This is a genomic window from Bacillus sp. 275 (genome assembly GCF_001999205.1).
GTDB lineage: Bacteria > Bacillota > Bacilli > Bacillales > Bacillaceae > Bacillus > Bacillus velezensis.
Genome location: NZ_CP019626.1, coordinates 2,234,790 through 2,248,088, shown reverse-complemented (window position 1 = coordinate 2,248,088; position 13,299 = coordinate 2,234,790). Strand labels below are relative to the sequence as shown.

The window sequence follows — 13,299 nt, the reverse complement described above, 5'->3', positions numbered from 1 at the left end:
TTTACTTTTTATATCGGTTATGCGTCATAAATTGTTACATCAAAAAAGCCGGACATCCAGCTGTCCGGCTTTGCGTTATGAGCGGATTCTGATTTCTGTTTCACTGTCAAAAAAGTGAGCTTTATTCATGTCGAAAGCGACGGTCAATTCTTCACCGGCATGAATGTCATGGCGGGCGTCAATCCGGGCGATAAAATCCTGATCCCCGATCCGGGAATAAACCATAATTTCTGACCCGAGCAATTCCGCGACATTGATTTTAGCTGTGATGGATGAATTCTTATAGGATTCTACCACAATCAGCTCATCATGTATGTCTTCCGGGCGGATGCCGAAGATAACATCTTTGCCGGCATACCCTTTTTCCCGGAGCATTTTCATTTTGCCTTCCGGCACGCTGAGAGCGGCCGAACCGATCTGAATGGCGCTGTCCGTCAGCTTTCCTTGGAAAAAGTTCATCGCTGGGGAGCCGATAAACCCGCCGACAAATACGTTTTCGGGATGTTCATACACGTCTTTCGGCGTGCCGATCTGCTGAATTTTTCCGTCCTTCATGACTACGATGCGTGTCGCCATCGTCAGTGCTTCTGTTTGGTCGTGCGTCACATAGATTGTGGTTGTTTGCAGCCTTTGATGCAGCTTAATAATTTCTGCCCGCATCTGCACCCGAAGCTTTGCGTCCAGATTTGACAGCGGCTCATCCATTAAAAACACTTTGGCGTCCCTGACAATCGCCCGGCCTAATGCAACCCGCTGCCGCTGCCCGCCGGAGAGCGCCTTCGGTTTGCGGTGCAGATACTCTGTGAGCCCCAGCATTTTCGCCGCTTCTTCGACCCGTTTTTTTATCTCAGGTTTCGGCATCTTCCTCAGCTTCAGACCGAAAGCGATATTATCATAGACCGTCATGTGCGGATATAACGCATAGTTTTGAAACACCATGGCGATATCCCTGTCTTTAGGAGCGATATCATTCACTCTCGTGTCACCGATATAGAAATCGCCCTTCGTAATGTCTTCCAGCCCGGCAACCATCCGCAATGTTGTCGACTTGCCGCACCCCGACGGACCGACAAACACGATAAACTCTTTATCTTGAATATGAAGGTTAAAATCATCGACAGCCGCTTCTTTTTGATCGTAATACTTATAAATATGCTCCAGCCGAAGTTCCGCCATGTCATCTCCCCCTTTTTTGTAAACGCTTTCTTTAATAGGATTGTAACAGCGTCAGACGGCGGCGGATATAGGCAATGTTCATAAAAAAAGTCCGCTGCCTTCGTGCACATTTCCCATTTAACGTGATTTTTCATACTGCAGACAAATGAAATAAGCCAGCAGGGCGCCCTGATATGTCTTAATATCAATACCCGAGCGTTCCGCAAATTTATCAATCCGATATTGAAGACTGTTGCGGTGCAAATGCAGTCTTTTCGATGTGAGCGACATGTTCGAGTTATGTTCAATAAAAGTCTGAATCGTATGCTTCAGCTCCGGTTCTTTCTGAAACAGCAGCACCGCTTCTTCGTGAAGCAAGGCTGAGAGCTTTTCTCTGCTTTCTTCCGTGAGCATGGCCGGAAATACCGTTTCCGCGGTCAGCGTGCTCAGCTGCGGGAGATAACGCCGGCCAATCTGACAATATTGCTGTTCTCTCCGATAATGAAGGCGCAGACGTTCTCCCGCGCCATAATACCTTCCGATGAAAAAACGGACACTGAAATAAAAATCGCCTTCGAGAATCTTCACAAAAGATGCGATGTCATCCGAATCTGGCGCTTCCAGCTTTTCTTCCTCCACAATCACGCCCTGATCCCTTCCCGTCCGGACAACTGTATATGAAACCGGCCAGAAATGGCGCAGCGCTTCCGTAAATGCCCCCCAGTCCCGTTCTCCCAATAAGTCATAATGGATAAAACGGACACGCGGCTCTTTGACATCAGGCACCGGGCCTTCTTCCAGCAGAAAACGCCGCCACCTCTTTGCTGCCGCCGTCTCCGGAAAAAAAACGCCTTTTTCTTCAGCGGGCGTCAAAAATGATTCCAGAAGCAGTTTCTCCTTCGGGGTGATATCCTCCTTCGGAATGGCGACATAGACCCGCCTTTTCTCATCATAAAAGCAAAAGACATCTTCCGCCGTACAGCACGTATCAGACAACACAGCCCTCGGGTAAATTGCCAATAACGGATTCATATGCGCTCCTCTCTATCGCTCTATCATATTTTCAGTATAAAACGTCCGGCCGATTGTATCCACTTCGTTTTAAGAAACAGCTTTCAGGCTATTTCCCGGGAAACGGATCATAACAACTTCTGCCGGCATAAGAAAAAAAACCCTCCGCGCAGGCAGAGGGATCCTTTTTATTTAGAGATATCGACGAAGCCTTCACCAAAGACGTCACGCACATCATGAACAATGACAAACGCTTTTGTATCACAGCTTTTAATAATTTTTTTGAGCATGGAAAGCTCTTGTTTCTGGATGACGATATATAAAATTTCCTTCGACTGCCCCGTGTAATTTCCTTTACCCGACAGCAGCGTGACCCCTCTGTCCATAAGCGTGTTGACCTGTTCAGCGATTTCGTGCTTATGCTCAGATATAATCGTCACCGCTTTTTTCGTATTCAGGCCTTCAATGATAAAGTCCATCACCTTCGTTCCGATGTACAGCATGACAATGGTAAACATCATTTTTTCTGCACCGATGATGAAATAAGAACTGAAGACGACAATCAGATCAAAGAACAAAAGCGCATAGCTGATATTCCAATCGAGATATTTGTTCGCAATCCTCGCCAAAATGGCAGAACCCGCAGTCGTGCCTCCGACTCGAATAATGATCCCGATTCCGACACCGGCAAACACACCCGCAAAAATAGTATTAATAATGAGTTCATGTGAAGGCGAGTGCCAATCATGCGTCAGATGCAGAAACAGTGAGTTGGCGACAACGGTAATGATGGTATAAAGCGTTGTTTTTCCGTCTAAAAATTTATATCCGATAATCAATAAGATCCCGTTCAAAATGATATTCGTCACCCCGGGCGACCATTCAAACACATAGTACAAGATCAGGGTGATTCCCGTTACCCCGCCCTCTCCAAGATCATTCGGAATGGCGAATAAATTAACGGCCAAAGCAAAGATAAAAGCCCCAATAATCAGCATCAGCACATCCAGCAATCTCTTTTTCATCCCAGACACTCCCTTTATATAAAATCAAAAAAGCCCGGGAGAGCACTCTTCATTAAAAGAGCAGAAACTCCCGGGCTTTTATCCCAACGTGTCACAGCAGGAACCTGCTGTGTGTTTTCTCTCGGTCCAGACCAATTCAGCATTGCGGAACCCTAGAAAACCACTGTTTTTTATGTTCAGTTTTTGTATATCTTTCAAGATTATACGGGAAATCACGAACATGTTCAACCACTCTTTTTTCAATAAACGTATAAAAAATATGAGCGATCTGCCGATACTAAAAAAGGCACTAAAATACATGACTAAAAAATCATTAAAATACTTTTTTTCTCAAAATATTATTGACTGTAGGTTATTTTACAGGCATTATAGTATGTAGTTTTAAAGAAATAGTTTACATAGGAGGAAATATTATGGCAGTCAACCTGGTGTCTTGTAAGGCATGCGGCAAAGAAATCGCTAAAGGCGTTAAAAAATGCCCAAACTGCGGTAAAGATCAGAGAAACTTTTTTATGAGACATAAAATTATCACATTGCTTCTGGCAGTAGTGGTTATTATCATTCTCGTAAACATCGGCGGCGGAGGCGGATCTTCATCATCTAAAACCGCGTCTTCAAAAGCTGCGGAATCCAAGGAAAAACTGTATAACATCGGTGACACTGTTAAGACTGAAAAAACAGAAGTTACTGTTACGAAAGTGGAAAAAAGAGATTCAGTAGGCTCTCAATTTGTCGAGAAAAAAGCATCTGACGGCGGCGTTATCGTAGCTGTTCAATACACAGTTAAAAATGTTTCAAACAAGCCGTTAAGCTCTTTCTCCATTCCAAGAGCGAAATTAGTAGATTCTAAAGGAACATCCTATGATTCAGATATTGATGCTTCTTCAAGCTATGCAACAGAAACAAAAGTAGACAACAGTAAAATTTTAAGTGACTTGAACCCGAACATTAAAGTTACTGACGTAAAAGCTTTTGAAGTTGATAAAAACGCATACTCTAAAGGCACTTGGAAATTAAAGTTCAGCAACGATGTTGAAGTGAAAATTAAATAATGACCGTAATAAAAGAGACCTTCACCATTTGAAGGTCTCTTTCTTTTTACACCTTTTGGTACCCGTTCACATTGGAGGACTGCCACTTCCAAGAGTCGGCGCACATTTCTTCAAGTCCGCGCTTTGCTTCCCAGCCTAATTCAGCCTTCGCTTTTGCCGGGTCTGCGAAGCATGCGGCGATGTCTCCCGGGCGCCGGGCGGCAAAACGGTACGGCACTTCTTTTCCCGATACTTTTTCAAACGCCTTGACCATCTCAAGAACGCTGTAGCCTCTTCCGGTGCCGAGATTATAGGCATCCGCGCCTGTTGTGTTCAGCACCTTCTCAAGCGCTTTGACGTGGCCCTCGGCAAGGTCAACGACATGGATGTAATCCCGCACGCCGGTGCCGTCCTTTGTCGGATAATCATTGCCGAACACCTGCAATTGCTCAAGCTTGCCGACAGCGACTTGTGCGACGTACGGCATTAAATTATTCGGGATGCCGTTCGGGTCTTCTCCGATCCGCCCGCTCGGGTGCGCGCCGAACGGATTAAAGTAGCGGAGCAGCGCAATGCTCCATTCAGAATCCGCTTTATGCAGATCGCGTAAAATCTGTTCCAGCATCAGCTTTGTCTGCCCGTAAGGATTGGTCGCGCTTAATGGAAAATCCTCAGTGATTGGCGTTGTTTCCGGAACGCCGTAAACCGTCGCTGAAGAACTGAAGACGATTTTTTTCACACCGTGTGCCTGCATGGCTTCACATAAAATAAACGTCCCCGTCAGATTATTATGATAATAACGGAGCGGAACAGCCACAGACTCACCGACGGCTTTTAATCCCGCAAAATGAATGACGGCTTCAATCTCATTTTCAGCAAACACCCGGTGAACGGCGTCACGGTCAAGGAGATCCGCTTCATAAAACACAAGCCCTTTTCCGGTAATGTCTTTCACACGCTCCAATGCTTCCGGTGAACTATTTGACAGATTATCCAGAACCACGATGTCATAGCCGCCGTTTAACAGCTCGACACATGTGTGGCTTCCGATATAACCCGCTCCGCCTGTCACTAAAATCGCCATGAAGAAAGCCTCCCCTATTGAATGAATTGACCATATTATATCGGTTTTTTCTTCCTCAATCATCCATTTCCAAAAAGTTTAATCGTTTAGTCATCGTTTCTTCATAATTTGTTTTCATTCGCGTAAAACACAGAGACCTCGATTCAAACCGGTTGCGAAATAGAAATCTCTCCCCCGCGCATGGTAAGATAAGACAAAGGAGATGACGGTATGAAAAATGAAATCATTGAACGCTTTACCTCTTATGTAAAAGTCGATACACAGTCTGACGAAAACAATGAAAACTGCCCTTCAACCCCCGGCCAGCTGACATTGGCCAACATGCTGGCCGATGAATTAAAATCGATCGGCATGACAGAAATCACAGTCGATGACAATGGGTACGTCATGGCGACTCTGCCGGCAAATACGGATAAAGACGTGCCGACTGTCGGTTTTCTGGCTCACGTGGACACCGCGACTGATTTTACCGGAAAAAATGTGAATCCTCAGATTATTGAGAGCTACAACGGACATGATATCGTTTTAAATGACAAACTCAATGTCGTCCTGTCGCCTGAGCAATTTCCGGAGCTCTCCCGCTATAAAGGCCAGACGCTGATCACAACAGACGGCACGACGCTGCTCGGAGCCGACAACAAAGCGGGCATTGCCGAAATCATGACGGCAATGGCGTACTTGATCAAACATCCGGACATCAAACACGGAACGATCCGGGTCGCGTTCACGCCCGATGAAGAAATCGGCAGAGGCCCTCACAAATTCGATGTCGCCCGCTTCAACGCGGCATTCGCCTACACGATAGACGGAGGCCCCCTCGGCGAACTGCAATATGAAAGCTTTAACGCAGCCGCCGCAAAGCTTACTTGTTACGGAAAAAGCGTCCACCCGGGAACGGCGAAAAACAAAATGGTCAACGCTTCAAAAATCGCGATGGAATTTCATCACGCGCTGCCGAAAGAAGAAGCGCCGGAATATACGGAAGGGTATGAAGGCTTCTATCATTTACTTTCCATGAACGGCGACGTTTCTGAAGCCGCCCTGTCGTACATCATCAGAGACTTTGACAGAGACCGCTTTGCAGAACGAAAAGAATATATGCAGAAAACCGCCGATGCGCTGGCGGCCAAATACGGCAAGGAAAGCATCAAGCTTGAACTGCGTGATCAATATTACAACATGAGAGAAAAAATCGAACCGGTCAAAGAGATAGTCGATGTCGCCTATCAAGCCATGAAAAACCTCGACATCGAACCGATTATCGAACCGATCCGGGGCGGAACCGACGGATCACAGCTCTCTTACATGGGGCTGCCGACACCGAACATTTTCACGGGCGGCCAAAACTTCCACGGAAAATATGAATACATTTCCGTCGATCATATGGAAAAGGCGGTAAACGTCATTGTTGAAATCGCCAGGCTCTTTGAAGAGCGCGCTTAAAACCAAAGCCCCCTGCTTTGGTTTTTTTCTTTCACATGAAACCTTTCCTTCTTTCTTTCCGTATATAAGGTATGAAATGGAAAGAAGGAGTGAAGACTATGGCAAGAGGGACTGTAGCGAAAGAATTGAAAAATACCTTAAAAGACCCGCGTGTTCTGGAGACGAAATCAAACCCTTTTAAAAAGCTGCGGAAAATGTTCAAACGATTTTTTTAAGATAACATCTCGTTTTCTTTAAAAAAATAAAGAAAGCGCTGTCATCCTGCAGTCATCTGTTAGAAGCAGTTATTTTGCATATGATAAGATTTTTTAGGGTACTGAATAACACAGGGCAAACGAAAACAACGAAGTAGTTAATTTGATGCTTACAAAAAATAGTGAAAAAGTTATATAAACGATTATCATTCATCAGCCGATACAATCTATAGAACCACAACAAGAGCAAAACTTCTTCAACCCATAGTCATTTTTACGGAAAATGACGTTATTTTTTAAAAAAGTGACAATTGTTTGAATACTTTTCGTTTGTTTTTTCGTACAATAATAATACCAAAACTTTTTTTGGGAGGTATGTAAAATGATGCTACTTATTTTTGCTGCTTTGACAGGGTATCTTGTTTTCTCTTTCAGTAAGGACAACCGCCGGAAAACGCCAAAGACAAGCCCGCTGGTGACAGCTGCCGACACGAATAACATCATTGATTTAAATGCGATCCGTCAAAAACGCCGGATGCCGCTATCATAAAAACGACAGCTGCCGCAAAATCGGCAGCCTTTTTTTTATGCACCCGGCCGATATGAAACCAACCGCCTCCTTTTTTCGTACAACATAAAAAAGGAGTTTTTTTATGTACCATTTTTACATCAAAGAGCGAATGTTTACGTTTAAAAATCGTTTTCAAGTGTTTCTTGAAAGCGGAAAAGAAGTCTACAATGTTGAAGGAAAGCTGTTTTCATTCGGTGATGAACTGAAGCTGACTGATTTGGACGGCCGCACGCTCGCCAGCGTCAATCAGAAACTGATGTCGCTCGTTCCCCGTTACGAGATTTCCGTCAGCGGCAAACCCGTCTGCCAAGTCATCAAGAAAGTCACGTTTTTCAAACCGAAATTTGAAATTTCCGGACTCGGCTGGGATCTTACCGGCGATGTGTGGGGCCGGAATTTTCAAGTGACAGACGGAAAATCAAACCGGATGACCGTCACCAAATCATGGATGAGCTGGGGCGATTCCTATCATTTGCAGATTGAAAAGGAAGAGGATATCGTTCTTTGTCTCGCGATCGCCATTGTGATAGATATGATTCTATTTGAGGGTGACAAATAAAAATATTTATCGAAATATATTGACAATATGAGAAAACATACTAAGATTAATAGTAATACAGTTTATTCTGAAAAATAGCATATTTCCTTATCAAGAGAGGTGGAGGGACTGGCCCTATGATACCCGGCAACCGCTGTTCAGCAGAATGGTGCTAAATCCTGAAGATAAGGTTGAGATTTGCGGACGCAAGCTCTTCCCTATCCGAGGGAAGAGTTTTTTTATATTTCATCAGGAAAGAAGGAATCGTTCATGTCACAGCAAAACACAGAACAACCATTGCATACGCTTCTAAGAAAAAACCCGCCGTTTCGCGCGGATCAGGTCGGAAGCCTGCTGCGGCCGGCGGCTGTGAAGCAAGCCCGCCTGCAAAGAGCGGCGGGTGAGATTTCGGCAGAACAGCTGCGCGAAATCGAAAACAAAGAAATCATCCGCAGTGTGAAAAAGCAGAAAGAAACCGGCCTCAATGTCGTGACTGACGGCGAATTCCGCCGTGCCTGGTGGCATTTTGATTTTCTCGAAAATTTAGACGGCGTCGAAGCGTTTACGCCTGAAAGCGGCATTCAGTTTCACAACGTACAGACGAAAGCGCGCGGCATTAAAGTAACGGGAGACATTGATTTTTCTCAGCATCCGATGCTCGAAGATTATAAATTCCTGCACAGCATTGCCGGCGATGCTGTTCCGAAAATGACCATCCCAAGTCCGAATATGCTGTTTTTCCGCGGAAAATTGGAAAAAGCGTCCTACCAGAATGATTACAAACAATTTCAGCACGATGTGTCAAAAGCGTATAAAAAAGCGATTCAAGCTTTCTATGACGCCGGGTGCCGCTACCTTCAGCTCGATGACACCGCATGGGCCGTTTTCTTATCAGAAGCGGGGCTTCGTCAGATTGAAGCTTTCGGCACGACGCCGGATGAGCTGCGCAAGCTGTTTGCCGCTTCCATTAATGACGCCATCAAGGATCGCCCTGACGATCTGAAGGTTACGATGCATATCTGCCGCGGCAACTTCCAATCCACATGGACGGCTGAAGGCGGCTATGATGCAGCGGCTGAAACGATTTTTGACGGGCTTGATCTTGACGGATTGTTCCTGGAATATGATGATTCCCGCTCAGGCGGCTTCGAACCGCTCCGTTATGTCAAACGCTCTGATCTTCAGCTTGTGCTTGGTTTGATTACGTCGAAACACGGCGAACTTGAAGACAAGGACGCGATTAAACGCCGGATTGAAGAAGCTTCACAATATGTCAGCCTGGACCAGCTTTGCCTCAGCCCGCAATGCGGATTCGCCTCCACTGAGGAAGGAAACCTGATCACAGAAGAACAGCAATGGGCGAAACTGCGCCATGTCGTCAACATTGCCGGTGAAGTCTGGAAATAAAAAAAAGACACGCGATTAGCGTGTCTTTTCCGTTTTACAGCGAACCGGTTCCGATTAAAATATCGATATCTATCGTGACAGCAGCCTCTTTCCGGCTGATAAACCGCCGGATGCTGTCATCAGTACATTTCCATGTTAAGGGCGTCATTTTCACAAGCCGCTCGAGGTCAGGCTGCGCTAAAGTCTTTGTGTAACACAGCCGTTTGCGCTCAAAGGTTTGAAAGCCCGCTTGGAATCGTCCGGCCGCAGAATCGGCGGTGTCATTCCGCCGAGAGCTGTCTCCGAAGAAGAATTCCCTTACTTCCTTCAGATAATCACGCCGCGGCACCGCTTTAATGACTGTGCCGCCCTTTCGTAAAAGCCTGCTGCATTCCTTGTAATTCCAAGGTGATAAAACAGACATCACGACATCAAAACAGCTGTCGGCAAACGGCGCATCCGCCACATCAGCGACGGCAAAAACCAAATGATTCCCGAAGGCCTTTGCGGCATGCAGCACACCTTCTTTCGAGAGATCAATCCCGATTCCCGTCACGGAAAAAGCGGGCTGAAGCAATTTGCACACGGCGGCTAAATGAGAGCCTTCTCCGCATCCCGCATCCAATATCGCCGCTGATGTTTGCGGAGATTGAATATGGGTGATGATGGCGGCAATCTCCTTTTGAACCGGCGCAAAAAATTCCCGGCTGTCAAAAAGCTCGCGTCTCGCTTCGAACAGCTGCCTGTCATAGCGGGTTTTGACCGATTTATTGAGGAAATTCACATATCCTTGTTTTGATATATCAAATGTATGCCCCTGTCCGCACATCAAGCTTCGGTATTGTGAGACCGCCATGGCCGAACTGCATAGCGGACACCTGAACACGGACTGGCATGATTGCAGTAATTCCGCGCGTTTTCTTTTTATAGACGTCAAAAAAACACCTCATTCATTCGTTATTCCGATGAAATGAAAAAGGCATAGACAAATAAACCTCACTTAATTGGAAGTTTCAACCTATTTATCTATACCTCTCATTATCTGTAACGAATGAACTGAATGATCACGAAAATGCCCCCTTTTCTGCCGTCTTTTGAAGGCTGTGCCCTCAGATCCATTTTATCAGCTGCATCCCGTCTTTACAATGAATCGGAACGGTTTTCAGGGGTTTTTTATTCCTATATTATCCAATTACTTATGCACATCCTTTATTTTCTTTATTTATAATATAAATTTATTATTTTGAAAATATCTAAAAAGGTTGATTTTCAAAAATTGAAACGATAAAATACTGCTATCTCATGTAATATCGTTATTCTTGTATATGATCAGTAATATGGTCTGATTGTTTCTACCTAGTGCCGTAAAAGACTAGACTACAAGAAAGTTTGCATAAATTTGAACGAGTGAAAAGCATATGACGCTGTCTATTCTTTTCTTTTGGCTCTTATTTATCACACTTTCTGGCTTTCAGGAATTTGTGACGAATAAGAGTTTTTTTTATTTCCATAATACCCTTATAGGAGTTGCTCACATGTACTTTTTATTGAACATTGTCGGTCTCATTGTTGTCATGGCTGTTGTTTTCTTATGCTCTCCCAACAAGAAGAAGATTAAATGGCGTCCGATTGTCATGCTCCTCGTCTTTGAGTTTCTGATTACTTGGTTTATGTTAGGGACAAAAGTCGGCGGCTTTGTCATCGGGAAGATCGGCGCGTTCTTTACATGGCTGATTTCCTGCGCCAGTCAAGGGATTGCGTTCGCTTTTCCGTCTGTCATGGCCAATCCGACGGTTGATTTTTTCTTCAGCGCATTGCTGCCGATTATCTTCGTCGTGACCTTCTTTGATATGCTGTCGTATTTCGGTATTCTGCCGTGGCTCATTGATAAAATCGGCTGGCTGATTTCTAAAATATCCCGTCTGCCGAAGCTGGAGAGCTTTTTCTCCATCCAGATGATGTTTTTAGGAAATACGGAAGCTTTAGCCGTCATCCGCCAGCAGCTTGCCGCCGTCAGCAACAATCGGCTTCTGACATTCGGGCTGATGAGCATGAGCAGCATCAGCGGCTCGATCATCGGATCATACTTGACGATGGTTCCGTCCACTTATGTGTTTACAGCCATCCCGCTGAATTGCTTAAACGCGCTTTTAATCGCCAATATGCTGAATCCCGTGGACGTTTCTAAAGAGGATGATATTATTTACGTTCCTTCAAAAGCGGAGAAAAAAGACTTCTTCTCCACGATTTCTAACAGTATGCTTGTCGGCATGAACATGGTCATTGTCATTTTAGCGATGGTAATCGGCTATGTGGCGTTAACGGCCGCGTTAAACGGCGTACTCGGGCTGTTCATGCACGGGTTGACCATTCAAAAGATTTTCTCATACATCTTCAGTCCGTTTGCCTTCCTTCTCGGGTTAGGTGTACATGACGCGATGTATGTCGCACAGCTGATGGGCATCAAGCTCGCGACGAATGAATTTGTGGCAATGGCCGATCTGAAAGGGCAGCTGAATTCACTTCCGCCGCACACGATTGCCGTGGCTACGACATTCCTGACATCATTCGCAAACTTCAGCACCATCGGTATGATCTACGGATCTTATCAATCTCTGCTTGATGGTGAGAAATCAGCCATCATCGGAAAAAACGTCTGGAAGCTGCTTGTCAGCGGAATTGCCGTTTCCTTATTGAGCGCGGCGATTGTCGGATTGTTTGTCTGGTAAAAGAAAAAAAGCGATACCGCTCCGTTTTGGAGTGATATCGCTTTTTTTTATTGATAGACGGATGCAGGTACGAAAACGTCCCGGATTCCTGCCGCGTACGGCCCGAGATCATATTGTCCGAACACAACGGCAATGCCGTTTTTCGTAAAGAAGAAAGGTCTTTCGTTATTCAGGATGATCTCTTGTTTTTTGACGTCCTGATCGAACAGATCGTCATGTTTCTTGATGTAGCCGTAAAGATAGTCTCTCGTTTTGTTAGCTTTCGTTTTTGTATTCAGCACATTATCGAGTGTGACCCGTTTTTTTGCGGCCAAGTCGTAATTAAAAGTCTGAACGGATGTCAGCCCGTGTGCGCCGCCTGTGTAACTGTAGTCTTCCGTCTGAATGCTGAGCTTGCCGTCTTGATTATACTTCACCTTGAAATCTGTTTGGTATTCCGCTTTGTAGCCTTGTTTTTCACCGTCTTTTTTGTTTTTCACATATTCTTGGTACGATTGTTCAATATAGCGCTTGAAGTCCTGATTGATTTTCTTTTCAAAAGATGCGTTTCCCGTATTTGTGACCTCGGGGTATGTCAGCTGCTTTACATGCTTATACGTATGGCTTTTGACAACGGGCTTTGCGGTTTGCGCGGCCTCGGCTGAAGGCGCGAAACCTCCGAACGGCGCGGCTGTCAGCACGGTTAAGAGCACGGCCGCCATCATTTTGAATGCCTTTTTCATCACAACTCCTCCTTTTCATTACCGTTCCCTTTTTGAAAACGGGTTACACTCTATAGACAGCGCAGATCAGTAAATTGTTTCTGGGCCTTCTTTCACATTTTCTCCATAAAAAAAAGAGACATGGAAAATCCACGCCTCTTTTACCGTGAAGGTCTTTGCGCAATGGCTTCATAAACGGCTTCCGCCAAATCGGAGTTGCCGAACATCTCCAAAACACCGATAACGGTTTGATCAGGAATCGGTTCTGATTCCTCCTTCGGCACGACAAGCTCTTCAGCCGTTTTTCGCAGCTCTTCGTTTAAAGGCTGTCCGGGATAAGCCTTGCTGTAAATGGCCATCGGATCAAGGTCATGATTGACGCACCATTGGGCAAACACCAAAATCATCATGTTTTCGTCACGCCGGTAATA

13 protein-coding genes and 3 riboswitches are annotated in these 13,299 nt (G+C 45.3%); of the genes, 6 read left to right on the top strand and 7 right to left on the bottom strand.

The window, feature by feature from the left end:
- Positions 1 to 75 precede the first annotated feature (75 nt).
- The 3 genes from BZ167_RS10765 to BZ167_RS10755 form a co-directional block, all read right to left on the bottom strand.
- Positions 76 to 1,176, bottom strand: a complete 1,101-nt coding sequence (locus BZ167_RS10765; RefSeq protein ID WP_077392076.1) for an ABC transporter ATP-binding protein — start codon at positions 1,174 to 1,176, stop codon at positions 76 to 78.
- Positions 1,177 to 1,293: 117 nt separating this feature from the next.
- Positions 1,294 to 2,187: a PucR family transcriptional regulator gene (locus tag BZ167_RS10760; protein ID WP_077392075.1), complete on the bottom strand. Its 894-nt coding sequence runs from the start codon at positions 2,185 to 2,187 to the stop codon at positions 1,294 to 1,296.
- A 167-nt stretch (positions 2,188 to 2,354) separates the two neighbouring features.
- Positions 2,355 to 3,191: a YitT family protein gene (locus BZ167_RS10755; protein ID WP_003150818.1), complete on the bottom strand. Its 837-nt coding sequence runs from the start codon at positions 3,189 to 3,191 to the stop codon at positions 2,355 to 2,357.
- A gap of 65 nt (positions 3,192 to 3,256) precedes the next feature.
- A riboswitch (guanidine-I (ykkC/yxkD leader) is annotated at positions 3,257 to 3,358 on the bottom strand.
- Between the two features lie 345 nt (positions 3,359 to 3,703).
- Between BZ167_RS10755 and BZ167_RS10750 the strand changes: the two genes are divergently transcribed.
- Positions 3,704 to 4,243: a DUF4352 domain-containing protein gene (locus tag BZ167_RS10750; protein WP_119834765.1), complete on the top strand. Its 540-nt coding sequence runs from the start codon at positions 3,704 to 3,706 to the stop codon at positions 4,241 to 4,243.
- A gap of 46 nt (positions 4,244 to 4,289) precedes the next feature.
- Here BZ167_RS10750 and galE read toward each other — a convergent pair whose 3' ends face one another.
- A complete protein-coding gene (gene galE, locus BZ167_RS10745) occupies positions 4,290 to 5,306 on the bottom strand; it encodes a UDP-glucose 4-epimerase GalE (protein WP_015418524.1) in 1,017 nt (338 codons plus the stop codon).
- A gap of 210 nt (positions 5,307 to 5,516) precedes the next feature.
- Here galE and pepT point away from each other — a divergent pair, with 210 nt between their 5' ends.
- The 4 genes from pepT to BZ167_RS10730 all read left to right on the top strand — a co-directional run bounded on the left by pepT (position 5,517) and on the right by BZ167_RS10730 (position 9,459).
- The gene (gene pepT, locus BZ167_RS10740) at positions 5,517 to 6,749 is read left to right on the top strand and encodes a peptidase T (RefSeq protein WP_061890895.1); all 1,233 of its coding nucleotides are present in this window, start codon (positions 5,517 to 5,519) and stop codon (positions 6,747 to 6,749) included.
- Positions 6,750 to 7,325: 576 nt separating this feature from the next.
- Positions 7,326 to 7,493, top strand: coding sequence for a hypothetical protein (locus BZ167_RS20335; RefSeq protein ID WP_003150808.1), 168 nt, complete (start codon positions 7,326 to 7,328; stop codon positions 7,491 to 7,493).
- A 103-nt stretch (positions 7,494 to 7,596) separates the two neighbouring features.
- Positions 7,597 to 8,073: an LURP-one-related/scramblase family protein gene (locus BZ167_RS10735; protein ID WP_012118790.1), complete on the top strand. Its 477-nt coding sequence runs from the start codon at positions 7,597 to 7,599 to the stop codon at positions 8,071 to 8,073.
- Positions 8,074 to 8,157: 84 nt separating this feature from the next.
- Positions 8,158 to 8,244: riboswitch (SAM riboswitch) on the top strand.
- A gap of 78 nt (positions 8,245 to 8,322) precedes the next feature.
- Positions 8,323 to 9,459 carry a 5-methyltetrahydropteroyltriglutamate--homocysteine S-methyltransferase gene (locus tag BZ167_RS10730; RefSeq protein WP_015418525.1) on the top strand — a complete coding sequence of 379 codons (1,137 nt, stop codon included), beginning with the start codon at positions 8,323 to 8,325 and terminating at the stop codon, positions 9,457 to 9,459.
- A gap of 34 nt (positions 9,460 to 9,493) precedes the next feature.
- Here BZ167_RS10730 and BZ167_RS10725 read toward each other — a convergent pair whose 3' ends face one another.
- Complete coding sequence (locus tag BZ167_RS10725) at positions 9,494 to 10,375, bottom strand: methyltransferase domain-containing protein (protein ID WP_015418526.1); 882 nt, start codon at positions 10,373 to 10,375, stop codon at positions 9,494 to 9,496.
- A gap of 362 nt (positions 10,376 to 10,737) precedes the next feature.
- A riboswitch (purine riboswitch) is annotated at positions 10,738 to 10,838 on the top strand.
- 135 nt (positions 10,839 to 10,973) lie between these two features.
- Between BZ167_RS10725 and BZ167_RS10720 the strand changes: the two genes are divergently transcribed.
- Positions 10,974 to 12,167: a NupC/NupG family nucleoside CNT transporter gene (locus BZ167_RS10720; protein WP_007407776.1), complete on the top strand. Its 1,194-nt coding sequence runs from the start codon at positions 10,974 to 10,976 to the stop codon at positions 12,165 to 12,167.
- Positions 12,168 to 12,214: 47 nt separating this feature from the next.
- Here BZ167_RS10720 and BZ167_RS10715 read toward each other — a convergent pair whose 3' ends face one another.
- Positions 12,215 to 12,889, bottom strand: coding sequence for a DUF3298 and DUF4163 domain-containing protein (locus BZ167_RS10715; RefSeq protein WP_012118794.1), 675 nt, complete (start codon positions 12,887 to 12,889; stop codon positions 12,215 to 12,217).
- 140 nt (positions 12,890 to 13,029) lie between these two features.
- The gene (locus BZ167_RS10710) at positions 13,030 to 13,278 is read right to left on the bottom strand and encodes a protein YxiS (protein WP_046341506.1); all 249 of its coding nucleotides are present in this window, start codon (positions 13,276 to 13,278) and stop codon (positions 13,030 to 13,032) included.
- Positions 13,279 to 13,299: the final 21 nt, after the last annotated feature.